Raw genomic sequence first — 18,785 nt, forward strand, 5'->3', positions numbered from 1 at the left:
TTATACTACGCGTGCGTTACTAGCCAACAGTTATGAATCTGTTTATTACGCGCAAAATCTAATGGTAACGTTTGAGAAGAAATATTCTGAGCCTTCAAACCCAATTCAGCGAGTGATTCTTCATCCATCTTGAAGTGACGTTTGTTATTTGAAAATACGATTGTGCCTTCACTTCTCAGTAAACGTTTGAGGTTCTTCATTAGCTTAATGTGGTCACGTTGTACATCGAATGATGTTTCCATACGCTTAGAGTTAGAGAACGTAGGTGGGTCAATAAAGATCAAGTCGTACTCACCTTTTGCGTTTTCTAGCCATTGCAAACAGTCCGCTTGTTCATATTTATGTTGGCGCCCTACACAGCCATTAAGCTGCATATTGTCTTTCGCCCAGTTCAAGTAGGTGTTTGACATATCGACAGTTGTAGTGGAACGCGCACCACCAACTGCAGCGTGCACTGTTGCACTACCAGTGTAAGCAAACAAGTTAAGGAAATCTTTACCCTGTGCCATTTCGCCAAGACGACGACGAGTGATCTTATGATCCAAGAACAGGCCTGTGTCTAGGTAGTCATGAAGGTTCACGATCAGCTTCACACCGTACTCGTTTACTTCGAGCGTCTCTGATACCTGACCTAATTTTTGGTACTGGCTTCGACCTTTCTGCTTCTCACGAACTTTCAGTACAACTTTGTTCGCTTCGACACCGGTCACCTGAATCGTCGCACGGATAATGTCCGTTAGACGACGCTTGGCTTTTTCTTCAGGGATGTTCTTAGGTGCTGCGTACTCTTGAATCACAATTTGATCGCCGTACACGTCGATCGCTACGTTATATTCTGGAAGGTCTGCATCGTAGATACGATAGCAGTCTAGTTTCTCTTTACGAGCCCACTTGCCAATCTTGCCAATGTTTTTCTTCAAACGGTTTGAGAAGTCTGGTGCGATTTGAACGTTAGTATCTGCACCTTTAACTTCATCAGCGCTGCGCTCGGCAATGCTGTAGTTCTTTTGGTGACACGGTAACGCACCATTGTTCAATTTAAACTGTTTATCAGCGCGCATACGAAGGCAACTCAAGAGCTCGTCTGAGCTAGAGAAGATAGATGCTTTACATCCGCCAAACTCAGATTTTAGCTGTCCACCGAATGCGGTATAGAGCGCAATCAGCCCCGGCTCAGTTCCTAGACGCTCACCGTAAGGTGGGTTTGAAACGATAACACCGTGTTCAAATCCTGCGGGACGAGTAATAGTTGCAGCATCACCTTGCGCAAACTCAATCAACTCTTCAACACCTGCTCTGCGGGCGTTTTCTTGAGCGACTTTTAATACTTTGGGGTCGTTATCGAATCCAAAAAACTTAGCGTCAACTTTCTTGACACCCCGTCTAGCTTGAACATTAGCCTCTGATTTAATCTCAGCCCAGGTCTCCGGTTCAAAGTCTTCCAAAACTTCGAAGCCCCATTGTTTGCGCTTAACGCCAGGTGCCATGTTGGCTGCCATCATTGCCGCTTCAATAAGCAAAGTACCAGAACCACACATTGGATCGAGTAATGGTTGATGCCCATCCCAGCCACAACGCATGATAATCGCAGAAGCAAGCGTTTCACGTAATGGCGCACGACCCGATTCTGGTCGATAACCACGCTGATGAAGACCACTACCTACCATGTCTACCCCAAGCAACGCTTTATCTTTATGCAAACGAACGTGAATACGAATATCTGGGCGTTCTTTGCTGATATTAGGACGTGGCAAGCCTTTATTCTCAAAGCAATCTACGATGCCATCTTTGACCTTCATAGCCCCGTATTGGCTATTTCTAATCTCACGGTTTGTGCCGTTAAAGTCCACAACAAAGCGTTTAGAGCTATGAAATTGGTTAACCCAGTTAATAGTGGAAGTGGATAGATACAAGTCCATGTCGTTGTTACACGTGAACTCAGATAAAACACGTACAAATCGAGACGCTAAACGGCTCCACAAACAACAGCGATAAACCTGTTCGTTTGTCGCTTTAAATTTTACGCCTGCCTGTACTGGTTTCGCATTTTCAATGCCTAGTTTAGTCAGTTCTTCAACAAGCAAATTTTCCATGCCATTTGAAGTTACCGCGAGATATTGATTCATAGTGTTCTTTCGCTGATAAAAAATGGCTTCAATTATACCTGACTTTACGATCAATGCCTCGTTTTTAAAGGTATTTTCCCACCCGTTAGTTCAAATCATCACCACTCAAATGATCTAAAACTTTCAACATCTTTAGTTTGAATGTTTTTCATTTATGAACGTATTTTGTTTCCTTTAGAAGAAGTGAATACTTATTTACATGCATTTTGGTATACACCAGTTTGGATTAGTTGATGTAAATTACTTACAAATGCCCTTTATAGGGGAATAAATAGGGTTGTTTTAGGCGCTAGGTTGCCTAATTAAAGGAGTAATCAAATTGAAATAAGTAAAATAAAAGTGACCAGCTTCATGTTTGCATGCATAGAAAACAAACAGTTTCATGGTCTTTCGGATTGGAGTGTCAGAGGAAAGGACAAAAAAAATCGACCCAGTAAGGTCGATTAAGGCAAACAAAGGAACGAAATAAAGAAAAATTAAACAGCTTTAACCCACCATTGCCATAGGGGTCATTGCAAAGAGGTGGTTTGCACAAGCCATGCGATCATGCATTACTTTAATCGGCTGCCCAAATTGAAGCGCCTTATTGCCATCAAGAACAAAGGCTTCTTGGTTAACATAAGCACATAAGCTCGATGTTTCGCCTGGTTCTAGAACGATGAACATACCATCAGAATATTGATTTGTGAGGAAGACCATGTCCCCTTCTTGAGGTTCATAATCAGAGGACTGTGCATCGAAGAACCAGCTCTTAGGCTGTACAGGTTTATGAAAACGCTTTGCAGCAACACAATACAGTGTTAATTCAGCTTGGCGATATTCACTGATATCGAGGCAGCGAATGCGCTCATTAAACGTTTGAAATGCGCTGGCGTCATCAACGGTAAATTCACTGTTTGAGAAGGCACAGTTAACCAACAATTTTCGGGATAGATTGGTTTGGAAAATCATTTCCTCCCCCAGATCCAGCATTAAGCAAGCTTTTTGCTCGTCAAAATACCAATTCCATTTGTCGCTGGGTTTAAGCATTATTCCGTTCTCTCTTGACTAGTTAAATCAGTGGTAAAGAGGTAAGACGCTTAATTACCTACTCGTGATTTTTAAATTCTACAAACGAACGGATAAAAAAAAAGAGGAAACAAAGTCCTCTTTTTTATGTAACAGGTACTGATTTTTCAGTAGTTTTTGATGTATATGTTAAAGATTCTTAACAATATCACGTACGAGACCTGGGCCGTGGTAAATAAAGCCAGTGTAGACTTGAACAAGCTTAGCGCCTGCCATGATCTTTTCTTTGGCTGCAACATAGGAATCTACACCACCAACACCGATAATTGGAAGTTTGTCTCCAAGCTCTTCATGAAGCTTACGTACGACCTCCGTAGAGCGTGATTGCACAGGGCGACCACTCAAGCCACCTGCCTCATTGGCGTGTTTCATCCCTTCTACGATCGTGCGATCCAAAGTTGTGTTAGTCGCGATCACACCATCTATATTGTTTTTCAATAAAGAATCGCAAATTTGGCAGATTTCATCGTCACTTAAATCTGGCGCAATCTTTAATGCTAACGGGACGTACTTGTTGTACTTCTCTGATAACTCCGCTTGTTTCGCCTTTAATTCGGAAAGCAGTTCATCAAGGGCTTCACCATATTGAAGTGAACGAAGGCCTGGAGTGTTTGGCGATGAGATGTTTACTGCAATATAGCCAGCATACTCATACACTTTTTCCATACAAATCAGGTAGTCCTCTGCCCCTTTCTCAATTGGCGTATCTTTATTTTTACCGATATTAATTCCGAGAACACAATTGAATTTTGCTCGTTTAACATTCTCGATCAAATTATCAACGCCTAGGTTATTAAAGCCCATGCGGTTGATGATCCCTTCTGCTTCCACTAAACGGAATAGACGTGGTTTATCATTACCTGGTTGTGGTCGTGGCGTTACAGTGCCGACTTCGACAAAGCCAAAGCCCATGGCATCAAATGCTTCAATACATTCGCCGTTTTTATCTAAACCAGCCGCAAGACCAACAGGGTTACGGAATGTTAGACCCATACACTCAACTGGACGAGTTGGTAACTGTTGGCGGTAAAAGAGATCAAGTGGTGTGCCGTTAAAGCGTTGGAAGTTCTTGATTGCAAGATCATGTGCCTTCTCGGCATCGAGTTGGAAAAAGCCAGTTCTGGCTAGACGGTAAAGCATTGTGCCTCCGAAAGAAAAAAGCCCCGTATAAACGGGACAATATTATTTACCGTTTTTCATCGTAATTCAATGAAAATGAACGTAATAAGTAAAAACCTATATCTTTATAAGATTTTCAAATATAAAACAAACAATTACAATCAAGTTTCTGCGATAAAAATCGTAACTAACCGCTTAAAAGCAATCGATTTCACTCTGTTTTAATTTCAACTCAATGTGACAATGTAACTATTTTCGTTCCAAATGTGAATAATAGATAATAAAAAGCCCCGTTAAATAACGAGGCTTATACTTATGACTTGATTATTCCACTACTCTTTCGATGAGCAGTTGAGGTTTAAAAGTACTAGCTCTCGAAGTGCTACAGAGAACTTAGCAAATTCGTGTACTGAGCCAACTTTGAACTCGTTTAAGATACTCTCCCAGCGGTGCAACGATTGCTCGTTAGTTTCAATCCAATCTTCTAACGCAGCCATCACGTCAAGCTCTTCGGTTGAGCAGCCACAAGTCAGTACCTGAGCGGTAAGTTGACGTTGTTGCCAGTCCAGATCTTCACGGAATGCCGCTCTTGCAAGTGCTTGCCAGTTGTTATCAACGGCTTGGCTATTAATTTGCTTCAAGAACCAATGCAACGATAAACGGTCACCCAAGTTAAAGTAGAGTTTCGATGCTTGCTCAACCGTTTTACCTGTTTCACTTGCTACTGATGAAATATCCAGTGCAGATTGTAAGCTTGATAAGCGGGCAACTTGGTGAGCGAGTTTCTCTTCAACCCCTTTCTCTATCCAACCTTGAGCCAACTCATTGTGTTCTTCAACTTCAGACTCAACTAACATAGTGTCTAGGGTTTCAGTAATAACATTGACATCTTGCTTGTAGATAGCAATCAACTCACCGACCGTGCATTTGCCGCTACGGTTACGAAGCAACCAGCGTGCAATTCGACGCAGTGCTCGGCGCACGTAAAACATAATTTCGTATTGAGCTTGCGCTGTCGCAACGTTATCAAGTTTGCGAGTTTGCTTGAGGATTTCTTCTAAATCAAAGATTTCTCTAGCCGCACTGTAAGCGTTGGCAATATCGACAACACTTGCACCAGTTTCTTCTTGCAAACGAGTAACGAAGTTACAGCCCATTTCATTAACCATCTGGTTAGCCAATGCTGTAGCGATAATTTCAGCTCGCAGTGGGTGATTAACCATTTGATCTTTATAGTTACGTCGTAACGCACTTGGGAAATATTCAACAAGTTGTTTTGCATGGAATTCATCATTTGCGATTTCATCCGTAACAAGTTGCTGTTTAAGTACCATTTTACCGTAGGCAACTAACACTGATAGCTCAGGGCGAGTCAGACCTAGTCCCTGTTTTTCACGCTCGATTAGCGTTTCATCATCAGGAATGTATTCGAGAGCACGGTCCAAGTACCCTGCTTTCTCCATAGTGTGGATGAATCGAATTTGCTCCTTAACAATGCCAACACCTTGCTGTTCAGTAACAGAGATCGACTCCGACTGACGGTAAGCATCATCCAAGACAATTTCACCCACTTCGTCTTCCATAGACTCTAGAATTTGGTTACGTTGCTTAACCGTAAGATCGCCATTTGAAACCAGTCCATTGAGGAAGATCTTGATGTTGACTTCATTATCCGAACAGTCAACGCCACCTACGTTATCAACGAAGTCCGTGTTCACTCGACCGCCAGTTAGTGCGTATTCGATACGACCAAGCTGAGTCATACCCAAGTTACCACCTTCGCCAACCACTTTGGCTCTTAAGTCACGGCCGTCAATGCGCAGCATGTCGTTAGCACGGTCACCAACATCTGTATGAGTTTCTGTCGATGATTTAACGTAAGTGCCGATACCACCATTCCAAAGAAGATCGACTTTCATTTTCAAGATCATCTTTATCAGATCGTTAGGCGCTAAAGATGCTTTCTTCGTACCTAACATTTTCTGAATTTCTGGCGTCAACTGGATCGATTTTGATCGACGAGAGAAGATGCCACCACCTTGAGAGATCAAGTCTTTGTTGTAATCTTCCCAGCTTGATCTTGGCAGATTAAACAAGCGGTTACGCTCTTCCCAGCTGCTGGCTGAATCTGGATTTGGATCAATAAAGATGTGCATGTGGTTAAACGCAGCTTGCAATCGAATATGCTTCGATAACAGCATACCGTTACCGAACACGTCACCTGCCATATCACCTACACCGATTGCAGTAAAATCAGTGGTCTGACAGTTGATGCCCATTTCACGGAAGTGACGTTTAACAGATTCCCAACCACCTTTTGCGGTGATACCCATTGCTTTGTGATCGTAACCGTTTGAACCACCTGAAGCGAATGCGTCACCTAGCCAGAAGTTGTATTCTGCAGAAACAGAGTTTGCCAAATCTGAGAAGGTTGCTGTGCCTTTATCGGCAGCCACTACTAGATATGGGTCATCTTCATCGTGACGAACAACGTTTTGTGGTGGTACCACCTCTCCTTCAATGATGTTATCTGACACATCTAGCAGTGCACGGATAAAGCGTTTGTAACAACGCTGACCTTCCGCAAAAATTTCATCACGAGTGGTGAGAGATGGCTGGCGTTTACAAACGAAGCCGCCTTTTGCACCAACTGGTACAATTACAGTGTTCTTAACCTGTTGCGCTTTTACTAAGCCAAGAATCTCCGTACGGAAGTCTTCTTGACGATCTGACCAACGCAAACCACCACGAGCCACTTTTCCACCACGAAGGTGAACACCTTCAATATCTGGTGCGTAAACAAAGATCTCGAATGCAGGTACAGGCTGCGGAATCTCAGGAATATCGCTTGGCTTCATTTTCAAAGATAACCAAGGCTTAGGCTGCTTATTCTCGTCTACTTGGTAGTAGTTGGTACGAAGCGTCGCCATGATCATTTCAATATAACGACGAATAATACGATCATCATCCAAGCTCTCTACACGATCCAACTGCTCTGTTAGCTTTTTAATTAGATCGTTTTGGCCTTTCTCGCTGCCTTTGTGTTTCGGATCAAATCGCTTGGTGAACAGCTTGACTAGACCTGTCGCTAAGTCTGGGTAGTGGCTTAGCGTGTCTTCGATGTACTGCTGACTGAATGGGAAGCCGACTTGGCGCATGTATCGTGCGTAAGCGCGAAGAATGGAAATCTCACGGCCAGATAAAGACGCACCTAATAACAATCGGTTGAAACCATCACTTTCAAGATTACCCGCCCAAATGGCAGCAAATGCTTGTTGGAAACGGTCACGAGCTTCACGAAGGTCAACGGTTTTCTCGCTCTTATGCAGCATAGAGAAGTCAAGGATCCAGAAAGTCTGCCCGTTGTTTTTCTCGATCTCATATGGCGATTCGCCAATCACACGCAAACCAAGGTTTTCCAACATCGGCATTACGTCAGAAAGGTGAATTGGTTCATCGCGATGGTATAACTTTAAGCGGACAGCTTTGGAATCTGCACCCTCTTCTTGAGGTCGGTAGAACAACATGCCAAGTTTATTATCATCACTTAACGCTTCTAAGCGCTCGATATCTGCAACCGCAGAACCTGGCATCATGTCCTCTTTGTATGAGCGAGGGAACGCACTCATATATTCTTTTGAAAGAGGAAGGCCTTTGCTTTCACCAAAGTTAGCAATGATGGATTCTTTTAGTCTGTCATCCCAAGAGGTAGAAACTTCCATTAGATTTTGCTCGATCTTTTTCACGTCTACGTCAATGTTGTTATTGTCTACACGAACAATGTAATGTGTTCTCGCTAGTGGGCTTTCTGAGAAGTACGTTGTAAATTCAACCTCTTGCTCGCAACCAAAGTACTGCTTAAGAATGCGTTGAGTTTGACGACGCAATTCTGTGTTGTAACGATCTTTAGTGACATAAACCATGCAACTGAAGAAACGACCAAATGGGTCTTTACGAACAAACAAACGCAGCAAGTCACGATCTTGCATTTGTACAACGCCCATTCCCACCTCAAGCAGCTCTTCTTCATTAGCTTGAAGCAACTCGTCGCGTGGGTAGTTTTCTAAGATATTGTGCAATGCTTTGTATGAGTATGATCCGTGACGGTATCCACTTGCTTCAAGGATACGGTCAACTTTTTCACGGATCAGAGGAATACTTTGTACCGCTTGGTTGTAAACGGCGGAGGTATATAAACCAGTAAAGCGATGCTCACCTATTACTTTACCGTTTTCATCAAACTTCTTAATACCGATGTAATCAGTATAAGCCGGACGGTGGATACGAGATGCTTTGTTACCTTTGGTGATGATCAGAGCGTATGGTTTTTTCGCTTCTAATCGCGCTGAATCTGATAATTCAGAGAGCTTGACGCTACGCACGCGCTTGTCATCAGCAAACAGACCTAGTCCTTTTTCTTTAGCAGGAACAAGTTCGGTATCACCATTGACCTCTTTTAAGTTATAATCTTTATAACCCATAAAGGTAAAGTTATGATCTTCTAGCCAACGAAGAAATGCGATCGTTTCATCCATACGATCAGTTTGGATAGAAACACGATCTTTATTTTTCTCAAGTTCATCAGTAACAAACTTAAGCTTATCAACCATCTGCTTCCAGTCATCAACGACTAAGCGAGTATCAGATAGAATTCTTAACAGCTCTTCTTTAAGCGCTTGCATCTCGTCTTTACTAGTAAGGCGGTCTACCTCTATGTGGAAAAGTGATTGAAGAACACCACCCTCACCGTTTACGTCTGTAACTTGGCCTTTTTTATCACGCTGAATCTGTGTTGGGTTATTCAACATTAGGTGACAAACAAGATCCAAACGCGCTAAAGCCATTTTGACTGAGTCCACTAAGAATGGACTATCTGGAACAACAATTTCTACGATTGTGTGTGTGGATTGCCAGCCTTGACGACTTACGGTCGGGTTAAATACTCGAACCGAAATCTCTTCTGGTTTTTTTTCATTGATATGGTGCCAAAGGCTAACGACAGCACCATAAAGGTCGGATTCGTTTCGCTGAATTAGATCATCATCAGCAATGTTACTGAATAAGTGTTGAGCAAGTTTAGTTACAAGCGTTTGGTGAGAAAGCTCGAGTTTGTCTTGAATCAGTTGGTAAACCTTTTCAAGCAGAACCGGCACTACATTTTCACGCGCGGTCATATTCACACTCCACATTAGAATTGTTGTTTTGTAGGGGGACTTAGTAGCTAGGTTGTTACCTTAGAAACTAAGCATAGGTAATGCATGTGCCCATTGTAAAAGCATAATTACAAATGTTTAACAACTAATCGTAGTGGTAAGAGGTGAAATGTCCGATTCTGTGACTAAGATTCCTATTTAACTCTCTGCAAATACAATACATCACAGAGTTTCTAACTTAAGAAACTTATTATTTTGGTCAGTTGTTAGTCTAAACTGGCCTCTAACGCCCAATTGACTAAGAAATGGTCTAAATCTCGCGGCGGGTAACTGCAAACGCAAACCGTTGTGTGTGACAACTTGAACAACACTTGCCGCACCAGAATAATGAGATAAAAACGTTTGATATGAAATGTTGAGATTGAAGTAGTAATAGTTCATGAAGTGAAAACTAAGTGACATAAACAAATAAGGTGGTCTAAATGACCACCCTATTGTTTTGTTTACTATTCGTCTAGTGCTTTAGTCACTTTTTCGAATAGATCTTTAGCAAGATTATCCATTGCTTTGAGCTTTTCAAGTTCTGCACGAATCATTGCTTGGCGAGCTTCATCGTATTTACGGAACTTAAGCAAAGGATCAATCATTCGAGAAGCTACTTGTGGGTTCGAATCATTTAGTTGGCGAAGAATTTCACCGGCAAACTGGTAACCTACACCGGATTTATCATGGAAACGTACAGGGTTCGCACTTAAGAACGAGCCAATTAAGCTGCGCGTACGGTTCGGATTTTTCAAACTAAATGCTTCGTGGTTCATGGTTGCTTTTACTTTTTCAAGAGCATCCTCTGCAGGATTGCTACCTTGAAGTGCAAACCACTTATCCATAACCAAACCATCGTGCTTCCATTTATCGCTATAATCAGCCATAAGTGCTTCACGACACTCGAGCTGAGCGTTATTTGCGGCACTCATCGCAGCAATCGTATCTGTCATGTTATTTGCAGATGCGTACTGCGCGTTGACTAAATCATTACCTTTTTCCGTATATGCTAGGTACTGAAGGCAACGGTTACGTAAAGCACGCTTGCCAATAGCAGCATGGTCGATCGTATACTCTGTTTGCTTAAGCGTGTGATAAGTCGCACTTAGCTCATCTTCTAATTCCTTAGAAAGTGACACTGTAATGCTGTTTAGCACTTTGTCTACGGCATCGATATCAATTTGCTGGTACCAACCAGTAATCTCATTGATTGAAGGCATAGAGAAAACTTGAGCAATGAAAGCTGGCTCAAGCGTTTCATCCAACAGCACACCGCGGAAAGCATCTATCACACCTTCAGAAAGCGATACTTCTTGTCCCGCTTGAACGTTTTTCACATTCTGACGAATGTATTTAGCCAATAGCATTTGGCTAGCGTCCCATCGAGCAAAATCGTTCGTTGCGTGCTTCATCAAGAAGACTAACTCGTCATCGCTGTAATCGTATTCTAATTTGACTGGTGCCGAGAATTCACGCAACAAAGATGGCACTGGCTGTTCTTCGACATTTTCAAATACGAACGTTTGCTTATCTTGTTTAATATCCAGCACGTTATGAACAGATTCACCGTTAATCACCAGTGGGATAACTCGACCTTTCGAATCATACAACTCGATATCGAACGGAATATGCAGCGCTTGTTTTTCTGCTTGGTCTTGCGTCGGCTCCGTAAATTGCTCTACCGTTAGTGCGTAAGTTTTTGCATCAGCGTTGTATTCGCTATTTACGCGCAGCGTTGGTGTACCCGATTGGCTGTACCACAGACGGAACTGTTTTAAATCAACACCGGTGGCATCTTCCATTGCAGAAACAAAGTCTTCACACGTCGCGGCGGTACCATCGTGACGTTCAAAATAAAGTTTCATTCCTTTTTGGAAGCCCTCTTCGCCAAGGAGTGTATGGTACATACGAATAACTTCGCTGCCCTTTTCATAGACCGTTAGCGTGTAGAAGTTATTCATCTCAATGACTTTGTCAGGACGAATCGGGTGAGACATTGGGCTTGCATCTTCCGCAAATTGAGGACCACGAATAATACGTACGTTATCAATACGGTTATCAGCACGAGAGCCTAAGTCAGAAGAGAATTCTTGGTCACGGAATACGGTTAAGCCTTCTTTTAGACTTAGTTGGAACCAGTCACGACAAGTGACACGGTTGCCAGTCCAATTGTGGAAGTACTCATGACCGATCACAGCTTCGATGCCTAAATAATCACGATCTGTCGCAGTTTGATCATTCGCCAGAACATATTTTGAGTTGAAAATGTTCAAACCTTTGTTTTCCATTGCACCCATGTTGAAGAAATCAACAGCAACGATCATGTAAATATCCAGATCGTATTCCAGGCCAAAGCGTTCCTCATCCCACTTCATCGAGTTGATCAGCGATGTCATCGCATGACCTGCACGATCTAAGTTACCTTTATCAACAAAGATTTCTAAATCAACACTGCGACCTGACATCGTTGTATATTTGTCACGCAATACATCAAAGTCGCCTGCAACAAGGGCGAACAAGTAAGCTGGTTTTGGATGCGGATCCTGCCATTGAACCCAATGACGACCGTTCTCTGCATCACCTTCTGCAATTCGGTTACCATTGCTCAGCAAATATGGGTAAGCCGCTTTATCTGCGATCACTTTTGTTGTGTATTTTGCTAGAACATCCGGACGGTCTAGATAGTACGTGATACGGCGGAAGCCCTCAGCCTCACACTGAGTACAAAATGCGCCGCCTGATTTGTACAAACCTTCGAGTGCTGTATTCGCTTCAGGATCAATTTTGGTGACGATTTCAAGTTCAAACTCGGATGGAAGATCGGTCAGTACCAGCGATGACTCCTTCACCTCGTGATGAGCCCAATCCTCACCATTTACTTTTACAGCGCGTAGCTCAAGCCCTTCGCCATCGAGTTCTAGCGTTGTTGTATCGCTTTTTTGAGCAACTTTTGATATCGCCGTAACGATTGTGTCATTGTCATATAGATCAAAAGTAAGATCGATATCAGTAATCGCATGAGATGGCTCTTTATAATCTTTACGATATTTGGCCTGGGGAGCTTGAGACATGAGCATAAATCCTTGTATGTCGAACAACAAAAATACCAGACTGCATGATCAAAAATGCAGTTCTGGTATCACTATATAAGCTATTTGTAGGGGTTGTGGTATCAGAATACAAGTCTTTCCATCAAAAAACGGAGCTTTTAGTGCTCTAGCTCCGTTTTTTGATTAACATTTAAACAACATTAATGACTTACCGTACGCACGCGTAATTTGGCGTATGTTAAAGGCATCATGGCGTAACTCTATTGAGTACGGCGTACATATCACCATTGGAATCTTCGATCGTTAGCTCATTCTTGTTGAGCTTATACGTGGTTCCATGCTCGCCATTTTCATACAACAGAACCAGAAACTCATCTTCTGTGTAAAACACACCTTGTTTGATGGACTCATCCCCTTCTTCGTTCGAAACCCTAAACATGAACACGAAATCAGGTTGAAGTATCAAATCCATCTGATTAATGTTGTTGGCCACTAGACCGTCGCCAGATACGTGAGAGCTAGACCAAATACCTGCAAGTGAATTGGATAATCCCTTAGTGAATGTTACACCATTAAGATCAAGCGTATTATGGTTGTTGCGATAGGCATAAATTTGAGGCTCGTCGGTGTTTAAACCAAGAACGATGGTGTCTTCATTTGCGTTATACAGCCCTTCCCAATGGTCAACGGAATAGTCTTTCTTTTGAATATCAATAGAAAAGCTGTAGTCAGAACCTAATGAGAGTTTGATCGCACGAAAGTTTTCAGCCGACTCTTCGGGGTTTGGGTTCATCAAATACCAGTCTCCGATGAGAAACGGCGTGTCAAAGTAACTTAATTCATCTTCTCTGGTGTTTTCTCCACCAAACACACTAAAGCAGCAAAAGCTAAGTAAAATAAAGAACCACTTCATATCGGCATCCTTATCGTTTTCTTTTAGCTTAGCCAGTAGTCCTCACTTTCGCGAAATTTTAGATGTAGATCACGTAAATTATTGGGGGAAAATAAGCGAATATCTTGCTCGATATCGAGACAGCGGAAGACAAAAAGGCATAAAAAAAGAGTGAATCTGAAAGACTCACTCTTTTTATTCTAAATTGCCAGTTATTATGACTGATTTTCCTGCTTAAGTAGATCGACCATAATCGCGACAGACTCATCTAAATAAACATCAGGAGCCTCGTAATCTTTTGGTATGTCATCCAATGTTTTGAATGCTTTTTTACCCAAAGCAACTTGACGTTCATTTATGCGTTGTAATCGAAGGGCTTCCGCTTTATCCGATTCAGCTTTACGAACTTTTTCGTTCAAAGACAAAGTATTATCGTCTTTTTCTTTACGATATTTCTCGATGTCTTCATTGATAAAGCGGAACTCCATTTCATCAGAAATACGCTTGTTATGAAGAGCAGTAAGTTTTTCAACTAAGGCGTCGTTACTTGGAAACGTTTGATATTGTGCTTTATCAATCTGATCCCAAGGTAAAGCATTGTCTTCAACACTTTCACCTGTTTCAGAAGCCTCAATTGGCGTTGGGTACGAAATATCTGGTGCAACACCACGATTTTGCGTACTTCCACCGTCAATACGATAAAACTTCTGAATCGTGTACTGAACGTAGCCTAGCTCTTTATCGAAAAGATCGTAAATATGATTCAGTGAACGATGTTGCTGAACTGTACCTTTACCGAAAGAGTTTTCACCTAAGATGATTGCACGATTATAATCTTGCATTGCCGCTGCAAAAATTTCAGATGCTGAAGCACTGTAGCGGTTAATCAACACCGTCAATGGGCCATCATAACTCACTTTTCCATCGGTATCGGCATTCACCTTGATGCGGCCATAGCTGTCACGAACTTGAACTACAGGACCTTCTTTAATGAATAAACCTGTCAATGCCGTCGCTTCTGTTAGCGCACCACCACCATTGTTACGTAGATCAACGATTACGCCGTCAACGTTTTTGGTTTTCAACTCAGCTAGTAATTTATCGGTGTCTTTCGATAAGCCGACGTAGAAACTTGGTACTTCTAAAATACCAATCTTCTTACCGTCTTTTTCGATGATTTCTGACTTAACCGCACGATCTTCTAAGCGAACTTTGTCACGAACAATTGTGACAATGTAACTCTTAGCATCGTTACCTTCTGGCAAGATCTGTAGATTAACCTTTGTGCCTTTAGGGCCTTTGATTAACTGAACAACATCATCCAGACGCCAACCGATCACGTCGACAATTTCTTCACCGTCTTGTCCAACACCAGTGATTCGGTCCCCTTCACCAAGTTGCTTACTCTTTGATGCCGGACCGCCAACAACAAGTGAACGAATTACTGTGTAATCGTCTGTCATTTGCAAAACGGCGCCGATGCCTTCTAGAGAAAGGTTCATTTCCGATTGAAATTGCTCGGCATTACGTGGAGAAAGGTAGCTTGTATGAGGGTCAACCTGTCGCGCGAAGGCATTCATATATAACTGAAATGCGTCTTCATTGTTGGTCTGTGTGATGCGCTTCATCGCGTTGTTATAACGCTTCTCTAAAACTTCTTTAATCTCTGGCCACTCTTTGCCAGTCAGTTTCAGATTTAACGCGTCATATTTCACACGCTTGCGCCACAACTCGTTGAGCTCTGCTTCGTCTTTTGGCCATGCGGCTTCAGAGCGGTCTAACTCTATCTCGTCATCGGTATCAAACTTGATCTCTTCATCGAGTAGAGTTAACGCATAAGCAAAACGATCGAAGCGCTTCTGCATTGAGAGGTTGTAAACATCAAAAGCAATTTGGTTGTTGCCCGATTTAAGCTGATCATCAAGCTCGACTGACCAATTTTTAAATGAATCGATGTCTGCTTGAGTGAAAATATTTCTATTGTAATCAAGCAACTCTACATAGCGTTCAAAGATCGCTTTAGAGAAATCATCATTGAGGCTGAAGTGCTTATAATGAGAGCGGGTAAATCGCGAGGTGACTCGTTTGCTAGCTGTTTCATGCTGAACTTCAGGAGAAAGAACCGGCAGGTCATCTTTATGTAGTTTGGCTTCAAGAGCCTGAGCTGATGCTGCTAGCCATAAGCTAGCAGCAATCAGGGTCACTTTTGAACGGCAATTCATGCGTAGGAGTATCTCCTTTATGCGCGCAAGTGCTCCGCTTTCACAACCATTTGTAGGCCGTTAGCAAGTTGAACACGTACATCATCCTTATTGATTTCAACAATGGTCGCTGCCATGTTTCCTTTGCCCATGTTCACGTTAACTGCGTTACCTACTGTGATTTCATCAGCATTTAGAGCGCGCGTTTCTACAGGCTTAGTTGGTTTTTGTACTTTTGGTTTATTAGTACGACGAGGCTGTTGAGGCTTTTTAGCCGCAGGTTTCGCTTTCGCCTTACCCTCTTCACGAGCTTTTTGTGCTTGTTCTTTACGACGAGCCTGAACTTTCGCCTTGCTTTCTGCAAGTGTCGCTTTCGCGTGTTCAACGTGCTCTTCTTCTAGCTCACCACAAGGGTTGCCATCTAGGTCTACACGTACTGCACCTGGTTTTACACCGTGTAGGTAACGCCATGATGAAGTGTACTGTCTTAACGCTGCACGAAGCTGTGTTTTGCTTACTTTTTCGTCTTCATTTAGACGTTCCGCAAGATCTTGAAAAATACCAATTTTCAGAGGTTTTGCTTCACCTTCTAAAGTAAAGCACTTAGGGAAACATTCAGCAATATATGCAATAACTTCTTTGCTGTTTTTTAACTTTTCAGTCATGAGGGGTCCTGATTTGAGCGGATTTCCGCGAGCATTAAGAAAAAATATTCTCGTATTATAGTGACATGCCAAGGAAAAACCACACTCGAAGGCTAATTTATGCGTCGTTCGCGTGTGAATTAAGCAGCTTTTCTACTTCAACCATGAAATGAGTGAGACCTTCTTCGTCTGTTTCATTAAATCGGCCAATACTTGGACTATCAATATCAAGTACACCAACCACCTTTCCATTAATAGAAAATGGAATCACAATTTCTGAATTGCTCGCTGCATCGCACGCAATATGCCCCTCAAATTCGTGAACGTCGTATACTCTTTGTATAGTATTAGTTTGTGCAGCAGTACCGCAGACGCCTCGACCCATTGGGATACGAACACAAGCTGGTTTTCCTTGGAACGGACCAAGAACAAGCTCTTCACCTTTTGTTAGGTAAAAGCCTGCCCAGTTAAGATCGTCAAGTTCCATGAAAAGCAATGAGCTCAAGTTTGCTAGGTTCGCAATAAAGTCTGGTTCAGACTCAATTAGAGCAACAGCTTGTTTGGTTAGTCTTTGGTATTGTTCTAAGTTCATATTAACTTCCTACTTACTATAAAAGCTTCCATTCTCAATGTATGGCGCTAAAATGCAGCCCTACTTTATAATAGGACTTATTCTCAATTACAATGCTTCTGAAAAATGACACTATTAGCCGTTCTTGGTTGATAACACAAGTAAAAAAGCACGAGTCCAAGCTGATCATAGCGAACTTGATAGCGGTGCTTGCAACCTTGATTAGTGTTCCAATTCCCCTCCTCATGCCTTTGATGGTTGATGAGGTCTTATTGGACCAACCTGCAAAAGGCTTAGATGCCATGAATGCCATTCTCCCTGAAGCGTGGCACACTCCGACAGGCTATATTTTCTTCACCCTGTTCTTGGTTGTTCTTATGCGAGCTGCGAGCCAAGGATTAAATATCCTTCAAAGCCGACAATTTACGCTTATTTCAAAAACCATCACGTTTGAGATGCGCAGTAAAATGATCGACAAACTCGGCCGTATCAGCATCCGACAATACGAAACCAAAGGTAGCGGAGGAATCAACGCACACCTTATCACTGACATTGAGACCATTGATAAATTTATTGGTTCTACGTTAGCAAAATTCGTTATCAGTTTTCTGACTGTTATTGGTACTGCTATCGTTCTACTTTGGCTCGATTGGCGACTTGGTCTGTTTATCCTGTTAGTTAACCCTATTGTCATTTACTTCTCACGTAAACTAGGCAGTATGGTTAAACATCTGAAACGGAAGGAAAATCATTCTTTTGAAATTTTCCAAAACCGTTTGGTTGAAACATTAGATGGAATCTACCAACTACGCGCAGCCAATAAAGAGCGAGAATTCCTCCAACAACTCAAAGACAGTGCGAACCAAGTTCGCGTTGATGCAGACAAGTATGCTTGGCAATCTGAAGCGGCTGGTCGCGTTTCTTTTCTTCTCTTTTTGATCGGCTTTGAATTATTCAGAGCTGTCGCAATGTTAATGGTCATGTTCAGTGACCTTACTATTGGCCAAATATTTGCCGTTTTTGGTTACCTATGGTTCATGCTTTCTCCTGTTCAAGAGTTGCTTGGGATTCAGTTTTCTTGGTACAGCGCTAAAGCCGCATTAAAACGCATCAACGACTTATTAGAGTTAGAAGAAGAGCAGAGACCGGTTCCTAAGGTAAATCCTTTCAAAGAAGGTAGAGAAGTTGATGTTAAAGTAGAAGACATTAATTTCTCTTACAATAATGAAAACAAAGTCCTAGATAATCTTTCTTTACATATGCCGGCAGGAAAGAAAGTGGCGTTGGTTGGTGCAAGCGGCGGTGGTAAGTCAACCTTGATACAATTACTTATTGGGGTTTACCGTCAAAACTCCGGTAGCATTCGCTTTAATGATGAATTAACAGAAGATATTGGTTTTGAAGTAATTCGCGACAAAATTGCCGTGGTATTACAGCAACCTATACTATTTAACGATACCTTGAGGCATAATCTAACGCTTGGTGGGAATTTTGACGAAATGTCACTTTGGCGTGCGCTTGAAGTGGCTCAGCTGCATGATGTAATTTCTCAACTTAACCACGGCTTGGATACTCAAGTTGGTCGTAATGGCATTCGTTTGTCAGGAGGTCAACGACAACGGCTTGCCATTGCTAGAATGGTGCTGAGTAATCCTCAATTTGTTATTTTAGACGAAGCCACGTCTGCGCTAGATACCGCTACTGAAGCGGCTTTACACAAAGCACTGACCGAGTTCTTACGTGGTAGAACAACATTAATCGTTGCGCACCGACTATCCGCTGTGAAACAAGCCGATTTGATCTACGTGCTTGAAGATGGGAAAGTGACGCAAACAGGTACTCATGGTGAGTTAGTTGAGCAAGAAGGCTTATATCAAACCTTATATGGGGGCATACAGTCCCACGCTTAAATCGTTCAA

The 18,785-nt window shown here is 42.4% G+C and carries 11 protein-coding genes; 1 reads left to right on the top strand and 10 read right to left on the bottom strand.

From position 1 onward, the window contains the following. Positions 1–5: 5 nt before the first annotated feature. The 10 genes from rlmKL to R7D93_RS15380 all read right to left on the bottom strand — a co-directional run bounded on the left by rlmKL (position 6) and on the right by R7D93_RS15380 (position 16,887). Positions 6–2,126 (bottom strand): bifunctional 23S rRNA (guanine(2069)-N(7))-methyltransferase RlmK/23S rRNA (guanine(2445)-N(2))-methyltransferase RlmL, encoded by a 2,121-nt coding sequence (gene rlmKL / locus R7D93_RS15335; protein WP_053350765.1) that lies wholly within the window; start codon positions 2,124–2,126, stop codon positions 6–8. A 486-nt stretch (positions 2,127–2,612) separates the two neighbouring features. After that, complete coding sequence (locus tag R7D93_RS15340; protein ID WP_005377444.1) at positions 2,613–3,155, bottom strand: cell division protein ZapC; 543 nt, start codon at positions 3,153–3,155, stop codon at positions 2,613–2,615. 168 nt (positions 3,156–3,323) lie between these two features. Beyond that, positions 3,324–4,334: a quinone-dependent dihydroorotate dehydrogenase gene (gene pyrD, locus R7D93_RS15345; RefSeq protein ID WP_017634281.1), complete on the bottom strand. Its 1,011-nt coding sequence runs from the start codon at positions 4,332–4,334 to the stop codon at positions 3,324–3,326. A 311-nt stretch (positions 4,335–4,645) separates the two neighbouring features. Then, a complete protein-coding gene (locus R7D93_RS15350; protein WP_225496890.1) occupies positions 4,646–9,487 on the bottom strand; it encodes an NAD-glutamate dehydrogenase in 4,842 nt (1,613 codons plus the stop codon). Positions 9,488–9,688: 201 nt separating this feature from the next. Further along, the gene (locus tag R7D93_RS15355; RefSeq protein WP_005377440.1) at positions 9,689–9,907 is read right to left on the bottom strand and encodes a DUF2835 domain-containing protein; all 219 of its coding nucleotides are present in this window, start codon (positions 9,905–9,907) and stop codon (positions 9,689–9,691) included. Positions 9,908–9,972: 65 nt separating this feature from the next. Beyond that, positions 9,973–12,579: an aminopeptidase N gene (pepN, locus tag R7D93_RS15360; RefSeq protein WP_213868720.1), complete on the bottom strand. Its 2,607-nt coding sequence runs from the start codon at positions 12,577–12,579 to the stop codon at positions 9,973–9,975. A gap of 226 nt (positions 12,580–12,805) precedes the next feature. Further along, a complete protein-coding gene (locus tag R7D93_RS15365; RefSeq protein ID WP_213868718.1) occupies positions 12,806–13,471 on the bottom strand; it encodes a hypothetical protein in 666 nt (221 codons plus the stop codon). A gap of 194 nt (positions 13,472–13,665) precedes the next feature. Next, positions 13,666–15,672 carry a carboxy terminal-processing peptidase gene (gene prc / locus R7D93_RS15370; protein ID WP_017634279.1) on the bottom strand — a complete coding sequence of 669 codons (2,007 nt, stop codon included), beginning with the start codon at positions 15,670–15,672 and terminating at the stop codon, positions 13,666–13,668. 17 nt (positions 15,673–15,689) lie between these two features. Beyond that, entirely contained in the window at positions 15,690–16,316 is a 627-nt protein-coding gene (proQ, locus tag R7D93_RS15375; RefSeq protein WP_005377435.1) for an RNA chaperone ProQ, read from the bottom strand. 97 nt (positions 16,317–16,413) lie between these two features. Further along, complete coding sequence (locus R7D93_RS15380; protein WP_005377433.1) at positions 16,414–16,887, bottom strand: GAF domain-containing protein; 474 nt, start codon at positions 16,885–16,887, stop codon at positions 16,414–16,416. Between the two features lie 92 nt (positions 16,888–16,979). Here R7D93_RS15380 and R7D93_RS15385 point away from each other — a divergent pair, with 92 nt between their 5' ends. Further along, entirely contained in the window at positions 16,980–18,776 is a 1,797-nt protein-coding gene (locus R7D93_RS15385) for an ABC transporter ATP-binding protein (RefSeq protein ID WP_225496892.1), read from the top strand. The last annotated feature ends 9 nt before the right edge of the window (positions 18,777–18,785 follow it).

Source organism: Vibrio sp. YT-15 (genome assembly GCF_033337445.1).
GTDB classification, from domain to species: Bacteria; Pseudomonadota; Gammaproteobacteria; order Enterobacterales; family Vibrionaceae; genus Vibrio; species Vibrio alginolyticus.

What these genes read in the sequence shown, in the direction of transcription:
- rlmKL (WP_053350765.1), bottom strand. Translation starts at nt 2,126, where the DNA reads ATGAATCAATATCTCGCGGTAACTTCAAATGGCATGGAAAATTTGCTT.
- R7D93_RS15340 (WP_005377444.1), bottom strand. Translation starts at nt 3,155, where the DNA reads ATGCTTAAACCCAGCGACAAATGGAATTGGTATTTTGACGAGCAAAAA.
- pyrD (WP_017634281.1), bottom strand. Translation starts at nt 4,334, where the DNA reads ATGCTTTACCGTCTAGCCAGAACTGGCTTTTTCCAACTCGATGCCGAG.
- R7D93_RS15350 (WP_225496890.1), bottom strand. Translation starts at nt 9,487, where the DNA reads ATGACCGCGCGTGAAAATGTAGTGCCGGTTCTGCTTGAAAAGGTTTAC.
- R7D93_RS15355 (WP_005377440.1), bottom strand. Translation starts at nt 9,907, where the DNA reads ATGAACTATTACTACTTCAATCTCAACATTTCATATCAAACGTTTTTA.
- pepN (WP_213868720.1), bottom strand. Translation starts at nt 12,579, where the DNA reads ATGTCTCAAGCTCCCCAGGCCAAATATCGTAAAGATTATAAAGAGCCA.
- R7D93_RS15365 (WP_213868718.1), bottom strand. Translation starts at nt 13,471, where the DNA reads ATGAAGTGGTTCTTTATTTTACTTAGCTTTTGCTGCTTTAGTGTGTTT.
- prc (WP_017634279.1), bottom strand. Translation starts at nt 15,672, where the DNA reads ATGAATTGCCGTTCAAAAGTGACCCTGATTGCTGCTAGCTTATGGCTA.
- proQ (WP_005377435.1), bottom strand. Translation starts at nt 16,316, where the DNA reads ATGACTGAAAAGTTAAAAAACAGCAAAGAAGTTATTGCATATATTGCT.
- R7D93_RS15380 (WP_005377433.1), bottom strand. Translation starts at nt 16,887, where the DNA reads ATGAACTTAGAACAATACCAAAGACTAACCAAACAAGCTGTTGCTCTA.
- R7D93_RS15385 (WP_225496892.1), top strand. Translation starts at nt 16,980, where the DNA reads ATGCTTCTGAAAAATGACACTATTAGCCGTTCTTGGTTGATAACACAA.